Raw genomic sequence first — 20,141 nt, forward strand, 5'->3', positions numbered from 1 at the left:
ATTTTAGTCCCTTCCTCTTAACCCTTAATCGTTTAATCTCTAGACTTAGACTAATCGCGCTCTAGAAATCTTCCCCTCCTGCTATGTTTAAAAACTTACTGGGCGACCCCAATACACGCAAGCTCAAAAAATTTCAACCAATAGTTACCGATGTCAACGTTTTGGAAGACGAAATCAAAGCGTTGAGTGATGAACAACTAAAAAGCAAAACAGTAGAATTTCAACAGCAGTTAGAAAAAGCTACATCAGATCGCGAACGGGAAGAGATACTTGAAGACCTCTTACCAGAAGCTTTTGCAGTTGTGCGGGAAGCAGGGTGGCGAGTCTTGGGAATGCGCCACTTTGACGTTCAACTTTTGGGTGGCATTGTCCTGCATAAAGGACAAATCGCCGAAATGAAAACCGGAGAAGGAAAAACCCTAGTTTCCACCCTCCCAGCTTACCTGAATGCCCTGTCAGGCAAAGGCGTTCACATCGTTACGGTGAACGACTACCTGGCACGCCGTGACGCTGAGTGGATGGGGCAGGTACACCGCTTCTTGGGCTTGAGTGTTGGGTTAATCCAGCAGGGTATGGGGCCGATGGAGCGGCAACGCAACTATGCCTGCGATATCACCTACGCCACCAATAGTGAGTTGGGCTTTGACTACCTGCGCGACAACATGGCAACCTCAATGGCGGATGTCGTGCAACGACCTTTTAACTACTGCGTAATTGACGAAGTAGACTCGGTACTCATTGACGAAGCCCGGACGCCGTTGATTATTTCCGGACAGGTAGAGCGACCGACACAAAAGTATCTTAAGGCAGCGGAAATTTCGCGATCGCTACAACCGGAAGAACACTACGAAGTCGATGAAAAAGCCCGCAACGTCCTGATGACTGATGAGGGCTTTGCCGAAGCCGAGAAACTTCTGGAAGTTCAGGATTTGTTTGATCCGAACGATCCTTGGGCGCACTACATCTTTAACGCCATCAAAGCCAAGGAGTTGTTTACCAACGATGTCAACTACATTGTTCGTAACGACGAAGTCGTAATCGTCGATGAATTCACCGGACGGGTATTGCCGGGACGCCGTTGGAGTGACGGCTTGCACCAAGCAATCGAAGCCAAAGAACGGGTTGACATTCAAAACGAAACCCAAACCCTAGCAACAATTACCTATCAAAACTTCTTTCTGCTGTATCCCAAGCTCGCCGGGATGACGGGTACTGCCAAGACGGAAGAATCCGAATTTGAAAAAATCTACAACCTGCAAGTCACCATTATCCCCACCAACCGACCCTCTGGACGTCGAGACGTACCCGATGTGGTTTACAAGAATGAACCGGGAAAGTGGCAGTCGGTTGCTAACGAATGCGCTGAAATTCACGAAACTGGACGCCCGATTCTGGTGGGAACGACAAGCGTAGAAAAATCAGAATACCTTTCTAGACTCTTAACAGAGCGCAATGTCCCCCACGAACTGCTGAACGCCCGACCAGAGAACGTTGAACGGGAATCAGAAATTGTCGCTCAGGCAGGTCGTAAAGGAGCGCTGACGATCGCCACTAACATGGCAGGACGCGGGACAGACATCATTTTGGGCGGTAACTCCGATTACATGGCACGCCTAAAGATGCGCGAGTACCTCATGCCTAGAATTGTGCAGCCGGAAGCGGAAGATGCCCTCACCCCCATGACCGTTCCTGGAGCCAGCAAGCGCTCTGGCGGTCAAGGTTTTGCCCCTGGCAAGAAAGCAAAAAGCTGGAAAGCCAGTCCACAAATTTTCCCCATCGATCTGAGCCGCGAGACTCAACAAAAGCTCAAGGATGCTGTCGATTTTGCAGTACAGGTCTACGGTGAGCGGAGTTTACCGGAGCTAGAAGCAGAAGATAAGATCGCCGTGGCGACGGAAAATGCCCCAACGGATGATCCCGTAATCCAAAGACTGCGGGAAGTCTACAAGACAATTCGGGAAGAATACGAAGTCTACACAGAGCGCGAACACGAAGAGGTGATACAACTCGGCGGTTTGCACGTTATGGGTACAGAACGTCATGAATCTCGCCGAATTGACAACCAATTGCGGGGACGCGCCGGACGCCAAGGCGACCCAGGTTCAACCAAGTTCTTCCTGAGTTTGGAAGATAACCTATTGCGGATTTTTGGTGGCGATCGCGTTGCCGGATTGATGGAAGCCTTCAAGGTTGAAGAAGACATGCCCATCGAATCGAAGATGCTGACTCGCTCCTTAGAAGGTGCCCAGAAAAAAGTCGAAACCTTCTACTACGACACTCGCAAACAGGTGTTTGAGTACGACGAGGTGATGAATAACCAAAGACGCGCCATCTATGCCGAACGCCGTCGCGTCTTAGAAGGGCTAGACCTCAAAGAACAAGTCATCCAGTATGCCGAAAGGACAATGGATGACATTGTTGATGCCTACGTCAACCCTGAGTTACCGCCGGAAGAGTGGAAGCTAGATAAATTGGTGGAGAAGGTCAAAGAGTTCGTCTACTTACTGCAAGACCTTGAACCCGATCATCTAGATGACATGACCGTGGCGGAAATCAAAATCTTCTTGCACGAAGAAATCCGCAAAGCCTATGACCTCAAAGAAGCCGAAGTCGATCGCATTCAACCTGGATTGATGCGCCAAGCGGAGCGGTTCTTTATCTTGCAGCAAATTGACACCCTCTGGCGCGAACATTTGCAGTCTATGGATGCACTACGTGAGTCCGTGGGCTTACGGGGTTACGGACAGAAAGACCCCTTGGTTGAGTACAAACAGGAAGGGTACGAAACTTTCTTGGAAATGATGATCGACATTCGCCGCAATGTCGTCTACTCCCTGTTCCAGTTCCAACCTCAAGGACAGCCGCAAGCCGTCTAGATAAGGTAAAACTTAGAAGGAAAAAGATCGAGAATGAAAACCTCTCGATCTTTTTCTTTTTATTGCAACGTCTCTACAGGATTGTGGTCAACAATCAATAGGGGGATGATAAGTCCGGATTTGGTATCAGTAGCTAATACAGAAGGGGCGCATCCAGTACGCCCCTTCTGCTAAAACGGTGGTGTAGGAAAATTACGACTATTCGATGTCGATTGAGGTGGGGGCTGAAGAACCTGTTGGTATTGTGGTGGTTGTAGTGGAGGGTTTGCGGAAGTCTAAGTAGAGGCGATCGCGCCAATCAAAAAATGTTTCGTAAACACTGCTATCCGCCAAGCCTGGAATCCCTTTGCCTTTTAGGGCTTCTGGCAAATCTAGATAGGGGCCAGAGGGAAACTTCAGCACCATACTCAAACCCGCTACAGCAAAGTCTGCCAGGGTTGGGTGGTCAGTCACCAGGTAAGGGTTATCTAACAGCAGCAAACTCAGGGCTTCTAAGTCTTGCTTCAACCCATCCATCGCTTCTTTAATCGCATCACTACCGTAGCCGACACCTGCACCAACCAGCTCAAATAGTTCTGAGGGAACGGCACCGACAAGGGTTTTGAGGAAGTCTGGTGTTGTGTTGGGCAAAATTGCTGTGCGGAAGCGTTGATTTTGGTTTAACGCCCCTACCAAAGCCTTTCTACCCTTCAAACCAATAGATTCATCCGCCCATTCTTCCATCAGCAGACAAAGCCCCCGTTGTTTAGGGTCAGAGGGGATAATTGGTCTGTCGGGATAGGTGCGTTCTAGGTACATAGCGATCGCTGTTGAGTCAGCAATGACAGTGTTCCCATCCTTCAACACAGGTACCCGTCGTTGACCAGACAGGCGAAACAGGTCTAACTGTCCGATACCCGGTGTCACCTCGATTTTACGGTACGCCAATCCCTTGTAATCAAGTATCAGCCGCACTTTCTCCGAGTAGTGCGACAGTTCAAATTGATACAATTCCAACATTTATAATCTCCTTACTGCTTTGGGAAAACACTGACAATTTAACGCTTTGGGCCTGTTTTCGCCTAAAAAGGCACTAAATTTGTAAAAAATCTACCCTAAGAATTAAACTCGTCATTACTTGCTATTAGACAGGTTTCTGTTGTTCAGCTAATATCCCAGCCAAGCTTTTTGTAATCTCAATAATTTAGTAGCTGTAATTTCAGACAAGTGAGAACTAAAATTTTTAGTTCTATTTCTAACTTGAATCAAGAAAAAATCACAATTTTTATTGAATAGAATAACTGTCCATAAATGAAAAACCCCCACCTTTGTTGTGGAGGTTTGTTGCCAAGTACTAACTTAGTGAGGCTAAAGTTTTTTACTTACGCAGCTCTGCGGGTGAACAAGCCCCAGAGGAAGATGAGAATCATTGCGCCAATAATAGCAAAAATGATACTGGGGATAGATAAGGTTGCTGCTGTTGCCCCGGCTGTTGTCCCAAATAACAATCCACCGAGGTAGCCACCTAATAAAGCACCCAAGATACCTAATCCCATCGTGGCTAGGATACCGCCACCTTGATGACCGGGATAAATGGCTTTAGCAATAGCACCAGCAATCAAACCTAAAACGATCCAAGCAAGAATACCCATAATTTTTTCTCCGTTTTTTTTGAAAAATTTATTTTTTGTTTCGTTGTATCTACGATATCAATCGCAGCAGAACAAACACTCTATCAGAGGGAAGAATCATAGGGTATAGACAAAAACATGAGTTTATTCGGAGGTTTTGGCGGCAGATGAGGGCAGGTTTTTCTTGTATTTTGGTAGTTTCTTAAGCCCCTAAGTTATTCTTAAAACTAAAGTTACAGCCTGATTAAGCACTACGTCTTTTGGAGGGTAGGGTAGGCAGTACCGTCATATTTTTGCTGAAGATGAAACTAAGCCTGTGCATGATTGTGAAGAACGAAGTCGCCACGTTGCCACAGACGTTGAACAGCGTCCAAGGCGTTGTAGATGAAGTTGTAGTCTTAGATACTGGTTCTACTGACAGTACTCCTGCTCGGGCTAAAGAATTGGGGGCTGTGGTTTATCACTTTGAGTGGTGTAATGACTTTGCTCTAGCTCGCAATCAAGCCTTGCAATATGTACAGGGCGATTGGGTGTTAGTTTTAGATGCGGATGAGGTGCTAACGCCAGAAATTGTGCCACAACTACGGCAAGCAACCCAGAGCGATCGCCACTTAGTTATCAATCTCATCCGCCAGGAAGTCGGAGCTTCCCAGTCTCCCTATTCTTTAGTGTCCCGTCTTTTTCGCCGTCACCCAGACCTTTACTTCTCCCGTCCCTATCACGCGATGGTAGATGACAGCGTACAAGTTCTATTACAGCGAGAACCTCACTGGCAAGTTGTTTCCCTCTCTCCCGTAGCCATCTTGCACTACGGCTACCAACCCAAAGCGATCGCCGCCCAAGACAAATACACGAGGGCGCGGCTAGCGATGGAAAAATTTTTGGCAAGCCATCCGGATGACCCCTATGTATGCAACAAATTAGGGGCACTCTATATCCAAACCGAGCAATTCCCAGAAGGCATCGCCCTGTTAGAACGAGGTCTATTATCCAATCAAGCCGATGCTCCTGTGTTGTTTGAGTTGCACTACCACTTAGGCAACGCTTACACGCGCCTGCGGGAATTGAACCAAGCAGTCACTCACTACCAAGCTGCCCTCCAGCAACCGCTCCTCCCTCAGCTCAAACTCGGTGCTTACAATAACTTGGGCAACTTGCTCCTTGGTGCTGGAGATTTGCCGACGGCAAAAATTGTCTATGAAACAACATTAAAAATTGACCCCAACTTTGCTGTCGGTCACTACAATCTCGGCATGACGTTGAAAGCATTAGGTGAGTTTGAATCAGCGATCGCTACCTACCAGCAAGCGATTCGACTCAACCCCGACTACGCTGAGGCGTATCAAAATCTCGGTGTGGTACTACTCAAACTTGGCAAAGTGCCGGAAAGTTTGGCGGCATTTACAAAAGCGATCGCTCTCCACGCCCCACACAACCCCACGGAAGCGCAACGCTTACGTCAGGGACTCCTGGATTTAGGATTTCAGGTGTGAGGCAAGGGGAGCAGGGGAGCGGGGGTGCAGGGGTGCAGGGGTGCAGAGGAACGGGGGAGCGGGGGTGCAGAGGAGCGGGGGAGAGGAAGAGAACCAATAACCCCTTTCATCCTTCATCCTTCATACTTCATCCTTCATCCTTCATCCTTTTTCCCCCACTCAGCACTCAGGACTCAGCACTCAGGACTCTCTTCCTAAGCTCCGACTACGTGAGGGACTTCAACAACTCGTTGGAAAAAGTAGCCCGTTCCCCGTGCAGTCATAACTAGTTCTGGTTGCTTGGGGTTTTCTTCGATTTTGGCTCGCAATCGAGAGACATGGACATCTACCAGGCGCAAGTCATCGCTACCTCTAGGAGCATAACCCCAGATCGTTTTCAAGATATCCTCACGAGTCACAGCCGCTCCTGAGTTGCTCACTAAAAGTTGCAGCAAATCAAATTCTATACCTGTTAGCCGCACTAACTCCTGACCTAAATACAGCCGTCGCTTGTTGGTATCAAGGCGGAGTCTGCCCAATTGTATGACACCTGAACCCGTAATTTTAGAGGGGTTGTTGGCTGTGACACGACGCAAAATGGAACTCATACGAGCTTCTAGCTCTTTTGGGGAGAAGGGTTTGACAATATAGTCATCGGCTCCTAGTTGCAATCCGGTGATCCGATCGGCGACATCTCCCAACGCTGTCAGCAGGATCACTGGCACATCCGATTCTTTGCGTATTTCTTGGCAGACGTAATAGCCATCGCGCTTTGGCATCATTACATCTAAGACAACTAGGTCTGGTGATTCTTTGTAGAAGACATCCAGTGTTTCTTCTCCATCAGCGGCAGTGACGACGTCGTAACCAGCCATAGAAAGGCGGGTTTTCAAAATTCGACGGACAGCCGCTTCATCATCTGCTACTAGGATTTTGGTGTTGTGATTTTCCACCCTTTTTAATACTCCTTATCAAACTCTCAAGTTAAATACGTTAATCAGCGTTGGTCTCTCAAGCGACTGGGCTGAGACGAATCTGAGACACTAACTGATGAAAACTGAGCGTGTTTTTGGTGCAAAAAAAGCAAAGTTTGAAGCAGCGATCGCGACTCATGAGCAAAGCGGTCTGCTCACTTGTACCAGCAATCGGTCACTTGCACAGCCGCTGTAATGCTTTTACCTACGGTGTTGTTATCAAAACGATAACACATATTATCGGGGGTTGTCTCAACGACAGCGCACGAGCGACTGCGGGGGTGACAAAGTTAGGCTTCAAGCCAGCTAGTTAAATTTTCAGTTACGTATATTAATTATCTGTTACAACTGGCTAGGCTTTAACAGGCTTTTAAATTAATTAATTTTCACAATTTCCTATAGCTTGACTGACGACTGCTATTATCTACACTTGATCAACTCTCAAGCGGTTATTGAAATGATGGCATGGCAAACCCATTCATTGGTGTCAGAGTTTCTCCTGAGCTAAATGAGGCGATCGCTGCTCGGATGAGAGAAACCGGGCAATCAAAATCAGATGTGGTTATAGCCGCACTACGAAGCTACCTAGGAATATCTTCGCCTCAGGAGCGACTAGACGCCATCGAACAGCGGTTGTTAGCCCTAGAAGAAATGGCTGGAGAAGCGCAAAGCTCAGAAATCAAGCAACACTCAGAGTGCCATCGGGCAAAAGGAACACAAAAGTAGTCTACTCGCTCGTTAATCGCCACAGGCAAGATAATGGTCGTTTCTCAGTCGGCATCAACCTTCCCCCGACTGGGAACAGGACGCCTTAAATTTCTTTTCCCATTCCCGGCGGCTCTCAGGTGATCAGATAAAAAAATAGCCTGCACAGGCAGGCTTGTTTTCTAGAGTCGCAGAATTCTTCAATAAATGAGGAATTATAGACGGGCTTGTCTTTCAAGTTTTCAGAGGGTTGTTCCTTCCTCCCTAACTGCCAGTCCCTAACTACACCTCGTCGAGGTCATCATCGTCATCTTCCTCGTAGGCACTATCCTCAACCCCCATCAACTCAGAAATTTCTTCTTCATCAATTAGACGGTCTTCAACAACTTCGCGGGCGATCAAGCGACCAGCAGCTTCTAGCCAGTCCAGAAGAGAATCTTCTTGCTTGGCAGGAATGACATCAGCTAGCTGCTCACGAGGTTCTTCGCGTAAAGAAGGATTGTACATAGGGCAAGATTCAATGGGTGATATAACAATTGATTGACTAGGATAAAGCTTTTAGAGTCTCCCAGGGAAAATTGCCAAATAAACGCTCGGAAGATTGTCAAAAAACTTATCAATCCTACGCTAACATCTCAGCCAAATTAATGAAGAAACCGGGAATGCCAATCGGGTGAAATATGGGAATAGACAACCTTGAAGACTTACGGACAACGAGATTAGCCCAGGTAAATGCAGAAATGATCAGTAAATCACAACTATTAGAGGCGATCGCCGGAACCAATCGGGGTTTATTAGCAACAGACGCCGACAAAGTGGCTATCCTTTCAGCCATTGCCCAGTTGGAAGACCACAACCCCACTCCTAGACCCCTTGAGGCAAGCGATCGCTTAGACGGAAACTGGCGTCTCCTCTACACCACCAGCAAGGGATTACTGAATCTTAACCGCGTTCCCCTGCTCCAGCTTGGGCAGATCTATCAATGCATCCGGACTTCTACCGCAAAAATTTACAACATTGCTGAATTCGGAGGACTGCCCTACTTAGAAGGCTTAGTCGCCGTAACAGCACAATTTGAACCGATTTCCCAACAGCGCGTTAAGGTGAAGTTCGACCGTTCAATTTCAGGTTTGCAGAGCTTAATCAGCTATCGCTCTCCCAAAGAATTTATTCATCAAATAGAAATCGGCAAAAAGTTTCCCGCGATTGACTTCAACATTGAAAGCGGCGATCAACAAGGTTGGCTAGATACCACCTATCTCGACGATCAACTCCGCATCGGTAGAGGCAACGAGGGCAGCGTATTCGTGCTAGCCAAGGTTTAAATTCGTTGTCAGTCCTATGTACTCAACTCCCACCCCACTCTGGCGATTATCCCAAGGACAGCTCAACTTACTGGCAACTTGCCCTCGGAAGTTTCAGCATATCTACTTTGAGCAGTTAGGTTCTCCCGTGTCTCCCGAGCAACTAGAGCGTCAAGGATTGGGAAGTCGCTTTCACTTGCTCATGCAGCAGCGGGAGTTAGGGCTACCTGTAGAACGGCTGGCTCAGGAAGATGCCCAGATGCATCGCTGGGTTACGGCATTAGTTGAGACGGCTCCAGAGATTTTGCAGCCGAATCCAGAGAGTTTCCGCGACTCAGAACATTTGCGAACTGTAGTCGTTCAGGATTACTTACTGACCGTTATCTACGACTTGTTGATTGCCGACACTACAAGCGCTCAAATCCTCGATTGGAAAACATACCTGCGACCCAAAGACCGCCGCTCGTTAGCAAAAGACTGGCAGACGCGCTTGTATCTCTACGTGTTGGCAGAAACAAGTGACTATCTGCCAGAACAACTGTCTATGAGTTACTGGTTTGTCCAGTCCCGCCCAGAACCACAGAGCGAAAAATTCACTTACAACAGTACCCAGCACGAACAAACTCGCCAAGATCTCAGGGCGCTTTTGACGCAGCTCACCTCATGGCGAGAACGCTACCAAACTCAGGGAATTGATTTCCCACAGGTTGCTCCAACTGTAGGTGATTGCCAGACCTGTAATTTTGTGGCGCGTTGTGACAGAACCGAAGAAAGCCTGTCAACTAATGAAGAGGACAGGCTACGGGATTTAGCTGATATTCAGGAAGTCTCTCTTTGAGATCGCTCAGTAGTCTGTGGAAGGCAGGTTGCTGCCAGGATAGGACATTGACCGATGAAACTGGAAGTCAGCTGAGAGCTGTACTCAGCTCACTCTTTACTCTTCACTTTGAGAGATTTGAGCTTAATGAAGCGAGTCTAATTTCTCGTCTTGTTGGAGGATGACTCTGAAGCAATCTGCGCTTATTGTCAAACAATTGCCCCTAAAAGGCGTTTAGCATCCTCGTTAGCAAAAGGAACAGTTCAAAATGGAATTACAAGGAGTCATCTTAGATGTTGATGGCACATTAGTTTTGAGTAATGATGCTCACGCTCAGGCTTGGGTGGAGGCATTTGCCGACTCAGGTTATGAGGTGCCGTTTGAGAAGGTGCGACCGCTGATTGGGATGGGTGGCGACAAAGTTCTCCCGAAGCTAGTACCAGAACTGAATGATGAAGAAGGGGACGGAAAAAAGATTTCCCAACGGCGGAAGGAATTGGTGATTAATCACTATGCTGCCAATCTAAAACCGACTAATGGTTCTCGGCAGTTGGTATTACAAATGCAACGTGCGGGATTGAAACTCATTGTTGCGAGTTCCGCCACGAGTGAAGAACTTTCCCTGCTGCTGAAAGCGGCACAAGTGGATGACTTACTCACTGAGACGACATCATCAAGCGATGCGGACAACTCCAAACCGGCACCAGACATTGTGGAAGTTGCATTAAAGAAATTAGACCTGCCACCAAGCGAGGTGGTGATGCTGGGAGATACACCCTACGATATCGAAGCAGCAGGAGGCTGTGGGGTGGGTGTGATTGCGGTACGTTCTGGTGGTTTTGATGACGAACAACTCAAAGGGGCGATCGGGATCTATGATGACCCGGCTGCCTTATTAGCTGACTACTTTCGGGAAACATTAGGGGAAGACGAAGCCTAGGATTACTGAGGTGGGATTGATGAAAGCGATCGCCTCTAGAGGATTTGGCTGCGGATTTTCCGGTCGTTCTTGGGGAACCACGGTTAACGACAACTCGACGTTGTCATCATCCACCCATCCAGAATAATGCTTCACGCGAGTAGACTGCTGGGTAAGATTTAGCAACTCCAAATCACCGCGCAGGGCGTAGGTTTCTGGGCGGTTATTCCCTTGTACTTCGTTAGAACCGATACCTGATGGCCCTATTCCCACTAAGTTAAGCGCCACTTCATCCAATCCGCGCTCAAAGCGTGCGCCATTCCAATGCCATTCACGACCTGACCAAAAAACGGCGGGTTTTCCCGGTTCCATCTCTGAGCGGATTGCTGCAAAATCTGAGGGGAAGGTTTGTATACCCTGGTCTTCCAAGGTCACGGTGAAACCTTCAGGATATCTCACCTCATAGCGACCTTCACGGGTTTCAAAATCCGCTGGCGAATACCAAAGTACTTCTACCGTATTTTGATTGCTCGTTGGTGATAAGGTCGTTGCGGGTTGTTTGCTCAACAGCGAACTGTAGAGGGGGATGCCTGCCTGAGGAATTGGCGTCAAGAGGGCAAAGCGATCGCATGACCAACTACTGGGATTCTCCGCCGCTTGCCACTTAACTTGACAAATCCCATTCCCTGTAGCTACCCAAATGGTGTCATTTTCTAAGTTCAATTTGTTAGGAATTGCCCCCACAATCGGGCTGTTGTTGACATTGTAATAATTGATGTCTCCTGACTGAAGATTAGCTCCATTAGGGCGATAGGAAACTAATCCCATTCCCGGTAAATAAGGATTCCCTTCCCCACTAATTTGCGTCCCCAGCCAAAATACAGGATTATCCGGTTCTCCTGCGATCGCTAAATCAGTGATTTGCTGCCGTCTAATTTCCTGGGGTTGAATGAGAGTGAATTGATTATCTTCCGGGTTATAGCTGACAATTGTGGCAATTCCACTGAACCCTTCACCTTGTTCAAACGCCACAGAAAAAAATAAGCGATCGCTATACTCAACCTCGGCTGTAATTCTCGGCACTCCCAAACCTGAGCCGAGATTTTCCTTCGTCAAATCTTCCAGGGTGTAAAGAGTTTGACGCTGGGGTTGCTCGCTATTGGGAGGGGTCAGTTCAAAAACAACTTCTGTGGCTTCTCGTATTTGTCCATCACTTGAAGGGTTCGGTTCGAGACGGACTCGATACTGATAAGTCTCTCCGCCCAATTCAATTGTTTTAAGAGGAGGATTGGTCAGTTGTTGTTGATATACACTTCCTTCTGGCGGCTTAAGATCGTTAGGTAAAGTTCCTTGTTGTACTGCCCAACTCTCATTGCCTCGACAGAAGACAAAATCGTGGTTGAGAGTTTGAAATGTTACTGTGTCCGCATTAGTAACAATATTACGAATCTGGTAATCAAAAGCTTCGTAAAGATTCTCACCCTTGGTATGTGTAATTGGCAAAGAAGTCGAATTTTGAGGGCAGTTTGCTGAATTACCAACGGCTTGAGTAGATTGATTCGGCGGTGAAGTACAAGCGTTCAGCAGACCGATTAAACCGAGAAGAGTTAGGGAACGTTTTCTGATAACCATGAAAAAGCTGTTCAGTCATTGTTGAGAGGGAGTCAGTTTTTATCTAGATAAAAATTCACTTCCCTACTCTATGACTACAAGCCTAATCAGCCAGTTCCAGACGAAAACGTTGCAACTCTTTCTGTAAAAATTTTCCCCATTCAGCCGCGAGGGGAATTTCTGTAAAGGGAACTTTAATTGAGGAATTAGATAAGAGAAACTCTAAGGCGATCGCGCGACCTCTTTTTGGAGGTAATTCTAAATCAGCAACTTTGCCATCTACCAAAAGATGGATAGACTTAACATCATTCAGCGAAAATGTTTCTGGCCCAATAACTCCCTTGCGAGTTGGTTTTCCCCAGGTTAATTCATCGCCCTTTTGACCGAGCATCGAGTAGATATCGTACTTCGCCCGTTCAAAGTTGCTTGCCCAGTTGCGGTAGGCTTCAACTTTTTGATACTCATTCCAACCCGCCCAGGCAAGCCAGATAAACACTACCAAGAGGGGCAACCAGAGCAAACCGCGTTCCATTTTGAATCTCTACTCTCCATCGATAATTGTACTAATAGATATCTTGCACGTTTGAGATGGGAATTGCATCGCGATAGAGATAGACTCTACTAAGGGGGCTACCCGTAAAGCTTGCCTTTTATAGCCCAAATTCTCTGGGTTAACGAGCTGCATCAGCTACTAATCTATCTAAGAGTAAAGAATGTTTGTAAACGGATTGACAACCTTAAGCCGATTGAAGTTGTCCTGCACCTTGAAAAATTTACTCCTTTGAATTCCTCAAATCTCCTCAAAAAGTTAAAATATATTAAGAAGTGTAGAGCAAATTATGAATCATCTTCCCTTAGAGGAAATTTCTGCCCAATTAGAAAGTGAAAATTTACGCGATCGCATGGTAGCCCTAGCCTCTTTGCGGGAAGTTCCGGCAGATGAAGCGGTGCCTTTAATCAAAAAAGTTTTAGAAGACAAAAATCTGCAACTGCGTTCGATGGCAGTTTTTGCCTTGGGGATTAAGAAAACCGCAGAGTCCTATCCCATATTAGTAAAGCTGCTAGAAACTGACCCCGATTACGGCATTCGTGCGGACGCCGCTGGTGCATTAGGGTATTTAGGCGATCAAAACGCCTTTGAGCCGTTAGTGCGAGCGTTCTATGAAGATACGCAATGGTTAGTGCGTTTTAGCGCCGCCGTGTCCCTAGGAAATCTTAAAGATCCGCGTGCTGAGGAGGTACTGAAGCACGCCCTTGATAGCGAAGAGGTGGTGCTTCAGCAAGCCGCAATTGCGGCATTAGGGGAAGTGAAAGCCACCAACGCCGTGGATGATATCTTGCGCTTTGCCCAATCTGACGACTGGTTAGTGCGTCAACGTCTAGCAGAAGCCTTAGGACACCTCCCTAGCGATAAAACCCTTCCTGCCTTAAAATTTTTGGAAAAAGACAACCATCCCCAAGTTTCTCAAGCCGCTAGTATCTCGATTCAGCGACTGGAAAAAGCCTCCTAGTCTTAACGTTTGTGGGTTAGTTTTCCCGTCAAAGCAACCCGCAAGTAGTGCATCGCTAGCTCAGAGGCGATCGCTTACCCAAAAAGATCAGATCTAAAGCCCCGCCCTTACTTCGACCCTGAGCTAGCCGAAGGGTAAAACAGGCTACTTCGACTAAGCTCAGCGTTCGACTGCCCTTCGGCAGGAGTTCGGCGAAGGCTCACTCGAGCCGCTCAGGAACCGCGCTCACGCCGAAGTCACAAGTCAGTAACCTTTAGGGCGGCTTTACCCAAGGTAATCAGACTTGAATTCTGAGGAGAGTTGAAAGTGATAAAGTTAGAAAAGCGGTAAAGCGCATAGATAAAAAGCGAATTAGGTCTAGCGGTCAGCTTCTGAACCGTCACCCAGGTAACAAAAACCCGTGTTTCTTGTACAAACGCGGAAGCGAGCAAAACGAGAATTTAATAAATCTCGCTTTCAACACCGTCGGGCAGTCGGTATAGGCTTTCTGAGGGTTAAGTCATTGGACTCCCGATCAAGAAAGAATCTCCTCCTATAAACGGCGGGGGATTGTCAAAATCGGGATGGCAGGTTGCAAATTATTAACGCCCAATTACTTCATTCATGAATATTAAAGAGTTTTTTGAGCAGAGTGCGGGAAAGTGGTTTTCCCAGCGTACCAGTCACCATCTCGCCTTCAAACAATCGGAAAGTGGCAAATCCAATCTCACTATTGAAATGCTGGAAGTTGACGACCCAAAAGTAATTCAACTTTGTGAACAATACGAAGTTGACCCCAAAGAGGCGCTATGTGGTGCACGAGTCAGCTGGGAAGGCACGATGGAATGGGATGAAGAAAAACACGAAGGCTCTACTGTCTTAGTCCCCGTTCCTGATGCCGATCACCATCAGAAGGGTCGCCTGCTCAGAGAAATGGGCTATGCCGAAAAAGCTCCCGTTGCAGGTCGCTACGTCATGGGAGATGACGACGCTCTCACCTTAATCACCGACTACGAGACAATGTACTCTGAGGAGCGTCTCTGGTTCGCTAGTCCTAACCTCCGGCTGCGTACCAGCATTCTGAAGCGCTTTGGCGGCTTTAGCATGGCGTCCTTGTCCTCCGAAATCCGCATGGGCGTTACACAAGCATCCACTCCAGCTACCGATACAGCAGCGAATGTTTAACGGGGAATGAGGAGCAGGGGAGCAGGGGGAGCAGAGGTGCAGGGGAGCAGGGGAGCAGGGGAGCAGGGGAGCAGGGGAGAGGAAGAAAACCAATAACCCCTTTCATCCTTCATACTTCACCCTTCATACTTCACCCTTCATACTTCACCCTTCATCCTTCACCCTTCATCCTTTCTCCCCGACTCAGGACTTAGAACTCTCACTTTTGTTTCTCAACCACGGCTTTGAGTTTGAGAGAAAAGCCAGAGTTATCGGGTGGTGGAGTGAATTGGTCAATGGGTTGTTTACTGCTGTCGTGACGCGACCAATCCGGCTCGTAGGCAGCTTTTTTCTCAGGGGCTGGTTCTGGTTCTGAGTGGCTATTGGGTGGGGGTGGTAGTACGATGTCGCTCAGTACGGCTGGCGGGTTCTTGGGGCGATCGCTTTCTGGTTTTGTCTCGGCGATCGCTTCTGAAACTAGAGCTTTAGGAGCAATTTCCTCTAGCTGGGGAGCGACTAGCACCTGTGGTGAGATATCTTCTGGAGTACCCTCAGGATCACTTTCGGTTAGCAAAGGCAAGAATTCTTCTAGGTCTATCTCAGCAAGGGGAGTATTTGAGGGAGTTGTGAAACTTTTGGGCAATTTTCGACAAATCAGCCGCTCAAATTCGTGATTGAAGCGGTAAATGGGCTGACCCCGTCGCTTCCAAACAGCCAAGATTTGCTCAACAGAAACAGCTTTGTACCGCCCTTGATACAAAGCTTCAATAATGCTCAGGCGCACCCAATCTGCCGGATAGTGCTTGAGCCAATAGTTTACTAATGCTTGGGCACTGTAACCTTTCCGGTCAAATCCGTAGTGACTGAGTAATGCCGTTGCATACGCAGCGACTGTAGTTTTAGTTGCCTCCCTCATCAGACCTTCAACGTACAAGACCAGAAACAATATAAGGTGAATTGAACGCCGTCAAGCGTCCGGCTTGAACTAATGCTTGATGCACCATCGCGGCTGCCTCGGCTCGTGTAGCTTCTCTTTTGAGTTGTAGTTCTAACGGATCGGGGTAGTTAACGATGATACTGGCTTGTGTTGCGGCGGTAATCGCACTCGCGGCGTAGTTGGGAATTGTCTGGCGGTCTTTGTAAATTGCCAAAACCTTTTCATCGGTTGGGGGTAGTGACAGCCCATTGACGAGAGACAAAATGAGTTCTAGGCGTCGCAAGGGCTTTTGGGGCTGGAATGTTTGGTCAGGAAACCCAGAGAGGAAACCACTACGATAGGCGTCTTGGATGGCGGCTAATGCCCAAAAGTTCGCCGGGATGTCGATGAACCCAATCACTGGACGTTTGGGGGTAGGATTGAAGGCTTTGACCAAGAGGGCAGCATATTGGGCACGATTAAGCATAGCATCCGGCTTGAAGCTGCCATCGACAAAGCCTGTGATCAAATTCAGGCTAGCTAAACGACGGATGAACTCGGCTGCCCAATGTTCTTGGATATCGATAAAGGAAGACGCTACGGTATTGGGATTGACCAGATAGGGAGACGCCAGAGTTCCTACTTTACCCATGACCACCAGTACCTGATAAATCAACGCCGCCACCTCAGCCCGGGTAATCGGTCGCATCGGCTCTAGGGCATCCGGTTGAGGATAATTGACAACCAATTGACGTTGAGTCGCTGTGGCGATCGCTTCTGTAGCATAACTAGGAATTTGGGCGCGATCGCGATAAACTCCCAAGACCTCAGGATTACCCCCTTTCAGTCCTAACCCCCCTACCAACGACACCAGCGCCTGCACCCGCGTTAAATTTTGCCCCGGTCGAAAAGTGCCATCGGGAAAGCCAGAAATAAAGCCCATATTCGCCGCTTTCTGAATCGCGGCGGCTGCCCAAAACCCCGCCTTGACATCGCTAAACACTCCCGTCCCCGTTCCCCGCTGACGTGGTAAATCAAACGTCTTGGCAATTACCGCCGCATACTCAGCACGGGTCATACTCGCCTCTGGCTTAAAGGTGCCATCGGGAAAGCCACTGAGCAACCTGCGCCCTACCACGGCTTGAATCCAAGCTTCCGCCCAATACCCCGCCACATCCCTAAACTGAGCCGGGCCCATAATGGGAGTATTTACCTCCGCCACGGGTAACACCACAGCACCGCTGATGCGTGCTGGATTGAGCTGATTGCCCACGGATATTAACTCGATAGACGAGCTATTTTGCAGATCCACCTTGCCGTTATCTCGCAGGATATTCCCCGCAGGATCTTGGATAGACCCCAAATCCGGTCGAGCGTCCCCTGTAATCACTAATCCCCCCGCCGGATTTTTCTCAATCAAATTACGGCGTAGGACAGGCATAGCATTCCGAGATAGGAAAATCCCGACACGATTGGCAATCAGTTGGTTATCTGAGAGCAACGGAGCCGCGCGATCGCTCACGGCAATCCCGTAGCCCGTTTCCTGGCAAAGATTGTGCCGCACCTCTCCTTTAGCATTTCGCACGAAAAAAATGCCACTAGAGGCGTTTTTCACAAAAACATTATCAAAAACTCGCGGCTTCCCCGTCCCCGTGACAAAGACCGCTTCCCGACCGCAATTGGTAAACGTATTATTCGCCAAAATAGGGGAAGTAGACTCAATCCAAACCCCCGTACCCTCTTTAACGGCATTGGTGACGGTAACACCTCGCAGTTGGGCATCTGATTGGAGCAGCAATGTCGTATTTTGTTGATTAAACGTGGGACTAGAATACTTACCACTCCCCGTAATCAGAATGCCCTTCCCAATACCAGCTTCATTGCCCCGCACAATTACCCCCGCCGGGACACTCAGCGGAAACACTTCGCCATTTTTGGCATCATAGGTTCCAGCCGCCAATTGAATTGTCATTCCGGCTGTTGCCTGCTCAAGGGCTCGCATTAGGGTTTTTAAGGGAGCCGCCGTATCCCCAACCGCACTGTCCTTGCCCACGACTGGGTTTACATAGAGAGTAAGTTGAACCATGTTAATCATTAAATTGCTAATCGCTAACCGCCAATCCTTTTTCTGATATCCTTGCAAAGTTAATTGGCACCTATCTTAATTTTTTTATCGAACACCAGAGATATTATTTGCCAATGAGGCTCCACGGGCTATACATCATAAAGAAGCGATAAACATTCCTTCCTCACCGATTCAGGAGTTCGGACGACATTTCCAGCCAAATACCAGACGCTACAGGCACAATGACCTAAAAATCTTCCCTTATTCAGTGATTTACTGACTCAGCACTGAGGCTTCACAGCAACGCACCACTGAACTAATGACTATCAATGATTGAAGTTGAGCATTTAAGCAAAATCTACGGTGCAACTCCTGCCATTCAGGATGTCACCTTTGACGTGGAACCGGGAGAAATCTTAGGTTTTCTAGGCCCAAACGGTGCTGGAAAAACGACGACAATGCGGGTTTTGGCAGGGTACTTGCCCGCCACTAGTGGCACCGCCCGCATTGCGGGTTATGATGTCCACGAATATTCTATGGCGGTACGGCAGCGGATTGGGTATTTACCCGAAACGCCCCCGTTGTACCCAGAAATGACCGTTGAAAGCTTTTTACATTTTGTGGCGCGGATTAAGGGGATTTCCAGCGGCGATCGCGCTAACAAAGTCACCTCGGCCATGGCACGCTGCAACTTATCAGAAAAGCGCCAAGTCCTGATTCGCAAGCTTTCTAAGGGCTTTCGGCAGCGAGTCGGCATTGCTCAGGCGATCGTCCATGACCCCCCCGCGATCATTCTAGATGAACCCACCGTCGGACTTGACCCTCGGCAAATTATTGATGTTCGTAACTTAATTAAAAGCCTGGCTGGAGAGCATACCGTTATCCTCTCTACCCATATCCTGCCGGAAGTGAGCATGACCTGCAACCGCGTGGCGATCATCAATCGCGGTAAAATCGTTGCCACTAATAGCCCAGAAAACCTGATGGCACAGTTTTTTAGTCGGGGGTCAGGCTATGAGTTGGAAGTAGATGGAGACGCTACGGAACTGCAAAAACTCTTACAAGTGCTGCCAGGAGTCTGCTTAGTCGAACTGGTTCCGTCGCCGGATTTGCCAGTCAGCCGCTCCCTGCTCCGCGTCATCTCGGCACCGGGATCGGAACCGGGACGGGATTTGGTCGCTGTCACTGTGGGCGCAGGTTTGGGATTGCATGAAATGCGCCGCACTCGCGCCACACTAGAAGATGTCTTTTTAGAATTGACAACGCAGGAAACAAATGTTGCACCGTTAGCCCAGGACGAACGGTCGTCGGCATCTCTAGAGAACGAGGATTTAGAACTACAGAGCGAGGAGGAGTAATGGGTGTAATTATCGGCAACATCTTGGCAATTTTCCGCAAGGAATTGCAGGGATACTTTGCTTCGCCCTTAGCCTATGTGGTGGCAGGGGTGTTTTGGTTACTGGCAGGTTTCTTTTTTGTGGCAATTTTGCTCAGCCCGGAAGGGATCATTCAGCAGGTTGCCACCAGCGATCAACTAGGAGTACCAACGCCACCAATTGATGTTGCCTATGAGTTTTTACGCTACTTTCTCAGCGTTATGGGGTCGCTAGCATTATTTGTGCTGCCAATTCTTTCGATGGGATTGTATGCCGAAGAACGCAAGCGCGGTACTTTGGAACTGCTGGCGACCTCACCCATTACAAACTGGGTCGTTGCGGTGGGGAAGCTGCTAGGAGTAATCGCCTTTTTTACCGTCATGGTACTGCCGTTGCTGGCTTATGAAGCGATCGCCTTGGGGGCGAGCAATCCTCCGATTCAACCGGCTGTCCCTTTACTCGGTCATTTAGGCTTAATTTTACTAGCGGCTTCTATTCTTTCTTTAGGAATGTTTATCTCTTCCCTCACCGAAAGCTCAATTTTGGCAGCCATCCTCACCTTTGCCCTAATTTTATTTCTCTGGGTAATCGATCTAGTTGCCAAAAGTGTTGGCGGTTCCTTCGGTGAAGCCTTGGGTCATCTTTCGCTCCTGAAGCACTACAACAACCTGATACAAGGCGTTATGGATACCAGCAGTCTAGTTTTATTTGCCAGTTACATTATTCTCGGCTTATTTCTCACCGCCCAGTCAATTGAAGCCCTACGGTTCCAGCGGTCTTGATGGGGACTGGCTAATGGCTAGTGGCAATCAACGATGATTCATTGAACGATGAACCACGAA

The 20,141-nt window shown here is 48.3% G+C and carries 18 protein-coding genes; 10 read left to right on the forward strand and 8 right to left on the reverse strand.

The features are described from left to right. Positions 1–83 precede the first annotated feature (83 nt). Positions 84–2,876, forward strand: coding sequence for a preprotein translocase subunit SecA (gene secA / locus AC5JR3_RS16120; RefSeq protein WP_495847558.1), 2,793 nt, complete (start codon positions 84–86; stop codon positions 2,874–2,876). Positions 2,877–3,074: 198 nt separating this feature from the next. Here the strand turns inward: secA and AC5JR3_RS16125 are convergent, their stop codons facing one another. Together AC5JR3_RS16125 and AC5JR3_RS16130 are read right to left on the reverse strand one after the other, a co-directional pair. Further along, positions 3,075–3,875, reverse strand: coding sequence for a glutathione S-transferase (locus AC5JR3_RS16125; RefSeq protein WP_495847559.1), 801 nt, complete (start codon positions 3,873–3,875; stop codon positions 3,075–3,077). A 362-nt stretch (positions 3,876–4,237) separates the two neighbouring features. Beyond that, positions 4,238–4,507 carry a GlsB/YeaQ/YmgE family stress response membrane protein gene (locus AC5JR3_RS16130; RefSeq protein WP_495847560.1) on the reverse strand — a complete coding sequence of 90 codons (270 nt, stop codon included), beginning with the start codon at positions 4,505–4,507 and terminating at the stop codon, positions 4,238–4,240. A 299-nt stretch (positions 4,508–4,806) separates the two neighbouring features. Here AC5JR3_RS16130 and AC5JR3_RS16135 point away from each other — a divergent pair, with 299 nt between their 5' ends. Continuing rightward, the gene (locus AC5JR3_RS16135; RefSeq protein WP_495847561.1) at positions 4,807–5,979 is read left to right on the forward strand and encodes a glycosyltransferase family 2 protein; all 1,173 of its coding nucleotides are present in this window, start codon (positions 4,807–4,809) and stop codon (positions 5,977–5,979) included. Positions 5,980–6,173: 194 nt separating this feature from the next. Here AC5JR3_RS16135 and rpaB read toward each other — a convergent pair whose 3' ends face one another. After that, positions 6,174–6,911 carry a response regulator transcription factor RpaB gene (rpaB, locus tag AC5JR3_RS16140; RefSeq protein ID WP_495847562.1) on the reverse strand — a complete coding sequence of 246 codons (738 nt, stop codon included), beginning with the start codon at positions 6,909–6,911 and terminating at the stop codon, positions 6,174–6,176. A gap of 486 nt (positions 6,912–7,397) precedes the next feature. Here rpaB and AC5JR3_RS16145 point away from each other — a divergent pair, with 486 nt between their 5' ends. After that, positions 7,398–7,658 (forward strand): hypothetical protein, encoded by a 261-nt coding sequence (locus AC5JR3_RS16145; protein WP_495847563.1) that lies wholly within the window; start codon positions 7,398–7,400, stop codon positions 7,656–7,658. 261 nt (positions 7,659–7,919) lie between these two features. On the opposite strand, the gene AC5JR3_RS16150 is transcribed toward AC5JR3_RS16145, so the two are convergent. Further along, a complete protein-coding gene (locus AC5JR3_RS16150) occupies positions 7,920–8,144 on the reverse strand; it encodes a DUF3134 domain-containing protein (RefSeq protein WP_495847564.1) in 225 nt (74 codons plus the stop codon). 233 nt (positions 8,145–8,377) lie between these two features. Between AC5JR3_RS16150 and AC5JR3_RS16155 the strand changes: the two genes are divergently transcribed. The 3 genes from AC5JR3_RS16155 to AC5JR3_RS16165 all read left to right on the forward strand — a co-directional run bounded on the left by AC5JR3_RS16155 (position 8,378) and on the right by AC5JR3_RS16165 (position 10,698). Further along, entirely contained in the window at positions 8,378–8,962 is a 585-nt protein-coding gene (locus AC5JR3_RS16155) for a PAP/fibrillin family protein (protein ID WP_495847608.1), read from the forward strand. Positions 8,963–8,978: 16 nt separating this feature from the next. Further along, positions 8,979–9,779, forward strand: a complete 801-nt coding sequence (locus AC5JR3_RS16160; protein WP_495847565.1) for a PD-(D/E)XK nuclease family protein — start codon at positions 8,979–8,981, stop codon at positions 9,777–9,779. Between the two features lie 247 nt (positions 9,780–10,026). Next, the gene (locus AC5JR3_RS16165) at positions 10,027–10,698 is read left to right on the forward strand and encodes an HAD family hydrolase (RefSeq protein WP_495847566.1); all 672 of its coding nucleotides are present in this window, start codon (positions 10,027–10,029) and stop codon (positions 10,696–10,698) included. Here AC5JR3_RS16165 and AC5JR3_RS16170 read toward each other — a convergent pair. Together AC5JR3_RS16170 and AC5JR3_RS16175 are read right to left on the reverse strand one after the other, a co-directional pair. Then, a complete protein-coding gene (locus AC5JR3_RS16170) occupies positions 10,678–12,309 on the reverse strand; it encodes a hypothetical protein (RefSeq protein WP_495847567.1) in 1,632 nt (543 codons plus the stop codon). The genes AC5JR3_RS16165 and AC5JR3_RS16170 overlap by 21 nt on opposite strands. 82 nt (positions 12,310–12,391) lie before the next feature. Next, positions 12,392–12,820 carry a hypothetical protein gene (locus AC5JR3_RS16175; RefSeq protein ID WP_495847568.1) on the reverse strand — a complete coding sequence of 143 codons (429 nt, stop codon included), beginning with the start codon at positions 12,818–12,820 and terminating at the stop codon, positions 12,392–12,394. Positions 12,821–13,127: 307 nt separating this feature from the next. On the opposite strand from AC5JR3_RS16175, the gene AC5JR3_RS16180 reads away from it, so the two are divergent. Further along, positions 13,128–13,799 carry a HEAT repeat domain-containing protein gene (locus tag AC5JR3_RS16180; protein WP_495847569.1) on the forward strand — a complete coding sequence of 224 codons (672 nt, stop codon included), beginning with the start codon at positions 13,128–13,130 and terminating at the stop codon, positions 13,797–13,799. A 603-nt stretch (positions 13,800–14,402) separates the two neighbouring features. Further along, on the forward strand, positions 14,403–14,963 hold the full coding sequence (locus AC5JR3_RS16185; protein WP_495847570.1) for a phycobiliprotein lyase: 561 nt from the start codon (positions 14,403–14,405) through the stop codon (positions 14,961–14,963). A 199-nt stretch (positions 14,964–15,162) separates the two neighbouring features. On the opposite strand, the gene AC5JR3_RS16190 is transcribed toward AC5JR3_RS16185, so the two are convergent. Then, positions 15,163–15,858, reverse strand: a complete 696-nt coding sequence (locus tag AC5JR3_RS16190) for a hypothetical protein (protein ID WP_495847571.1) — start codon at positions 15,856–15,858, stop codon at positions 15,163–15,165. 7 nt (positions 15,859–15,865) lie between these two features. Next, complete coding sequence (locus AC5JR3_RS16195) at positions 15,866–17,944, reverse strand: S-layer homology domain-containing protein (protein ID WP_495847572.1); 2,079 nt, start codon at positions 17,942–17,944, stop codon at positions 15,866–15,868. 308 nt (positions 17,945–18,252) lie between these two features. Here AC5JR3_RS16195 and AC5JR3_RS16200 point away from each other — a divergent pair, with 308 nt between their 5' ends. Together AC5JR3_RS16200 and AC5JR3_RS16205 are read left to right on the forward strand one after the other, a co-directional pair. Beyond that, positions 18,253–19,281 (forward strand): ABC transporter ATP-binding protein, encoded by a 1,029-nt coding sequence (locus tag AC5JR3_RS16200; RefSeq protein WP_495847573.1) that lies wholly within the window; start codon positions 18,253–18,255, stop codon positions 19,279–19,281. After that, positions 19,281–20,081: an ABC transporter permease gene (locus tag AC5JR3_RS16205; RefSeq protein WP_495847574.1), complete on the forward strand. Its 801-nt coding sequence runs from the start codon at positions 19,281–19,283 to the stop codon at positions 20,079–20,081. Before AC5JR3_RS16200 ends, AC5JR3_RS16205 begins: the two co-directional genes overlap by 1 nt. Positions 20,082–20,141: the final 60 nt, after the last annotated feature.

The organism is Kastovskya adunca (assembly GCF_059505785.1).

Bases quoted from the DNA above. Each gene is read 5' to 3' on its own strand.
- AC5JR3_RS16135 (WP_495847561.1), top strand. From the start codon at position 4,807: ATGATTGTGAAGAACGAAGTCGCCACGTTGCCACAGACGTTGAACAGC.
- AC5JR3_RS16125 (WP_495847559.1), bottom strand. From the start codon at position 3,875: ATGTTGGAATTGTATCAATTTGAACTGTCGCACTACTCGGAGAAAGTG.
- AC5JR3_RS16130 (WP_495847560.1), bottom strand. From the start codon at position 4,507: ATGGGTATTCTTGCTTGGATCGTTTTAGGTTTGATTGCTGGTGCTATT.
- AC5JR3_RS16185 (WP_495847570.1), top strand. From the start codon at position 14,403: ATGAATATTAAAGAGTTTTTTGAGCAGAGTGCGGGAAAGTGGTTTTCC.
- AC5JR3_RS16160 (WP_495847565.1), top strand. From the start codon at position 8,979: ATGTACTCAACTCCCACCCCACTCTGGCGATTATCCCAAGGACAGCTC.
- AC5JR3_RS16200 (WP_495847573.1), top strand. From the start codon at position 18,253: ATGATTGAAGTTGAGCATTTAAGCAAAATCTACGGTGCAACTCCTGCC.
- AC5JR3_RS16145 (WP_495847563.1), top strand. From the start codon at position 7,398: ATGGCAAACCCATTCATTGGTGTCAGAGTTTCTCCTGAGCTAAATGAG.
- AC5JR3_RS16190 (WP_495847571.1), bottom strand. From the start codon at position 15,858: ATGAGGGAGGCAACTAAAACTACAGTCGCTGCGTATGCAACGGCATTA.
- AC5JR3_RS16155 (WP_495847608.1), top strand. From the start codon at position 8,378: ATGATCAGTAAATCACAACTATTAGAGGCGATCGCCGGAACCAATCGG.
- AC5JR3_RS16165 (WP_495847566.1), top strand. From the start codon at position 10,027: ATGGAATTACAAGGAGTCATCTTAGATGTTGATGGCACATTAGTTTTG.
- AC5JR3_RS16195 (WP_495847572.1), bottom strand. From the start codon at position 17,944: ATGGTTCAACTTACTCTCTATGTAAACCCAGTCGTGGGCAAGGACAGT.
- AC5JR3_RS16150 (WP_495847564.1), bottom strand. From the start codon at position 8,144: ATGTACAATCCTTCTTTACGCGAAGAACCTCGTGAGCAGCTAGCTGAT.
- AC5JR3_RS16170 (WP_495847567.1), bottom strand. From the start codon at position 12,309: ATGGTTATCAGAAAACGTTCCCTAACTCTTCTCGGTTTAATCGGTCTG.
- secA (WP_495847558.1), top strand. From the start codon at position 84: ATGTTTAAAAACTTACTGGGCGACCCCAATACACGCAAGCTCAAAAAA.
- AC5JR3_RS16205 (WP_495847574.1), top strand. From the start codon at position 19,281: ATGGGTGTAATTATCGGCAACATCTTGGCAATTTTCCGCAAGGAATTG.
- AC5JR3_RS16175 (WP_495847568.1), bottom strand. From the start codon at position 12,820: ATGGAACGCGGTTTGCTCTGGTTGCCCCTCTTGGTAGTGTTTATCTGG.
- AC5JR3_RS16180 (WP_495847569.1), top strand. From the start codon at position 13,128: ATGAATCATCTTCCCTTAGAGGAAATTTCTGCCCAATTAGAAAGTGAA.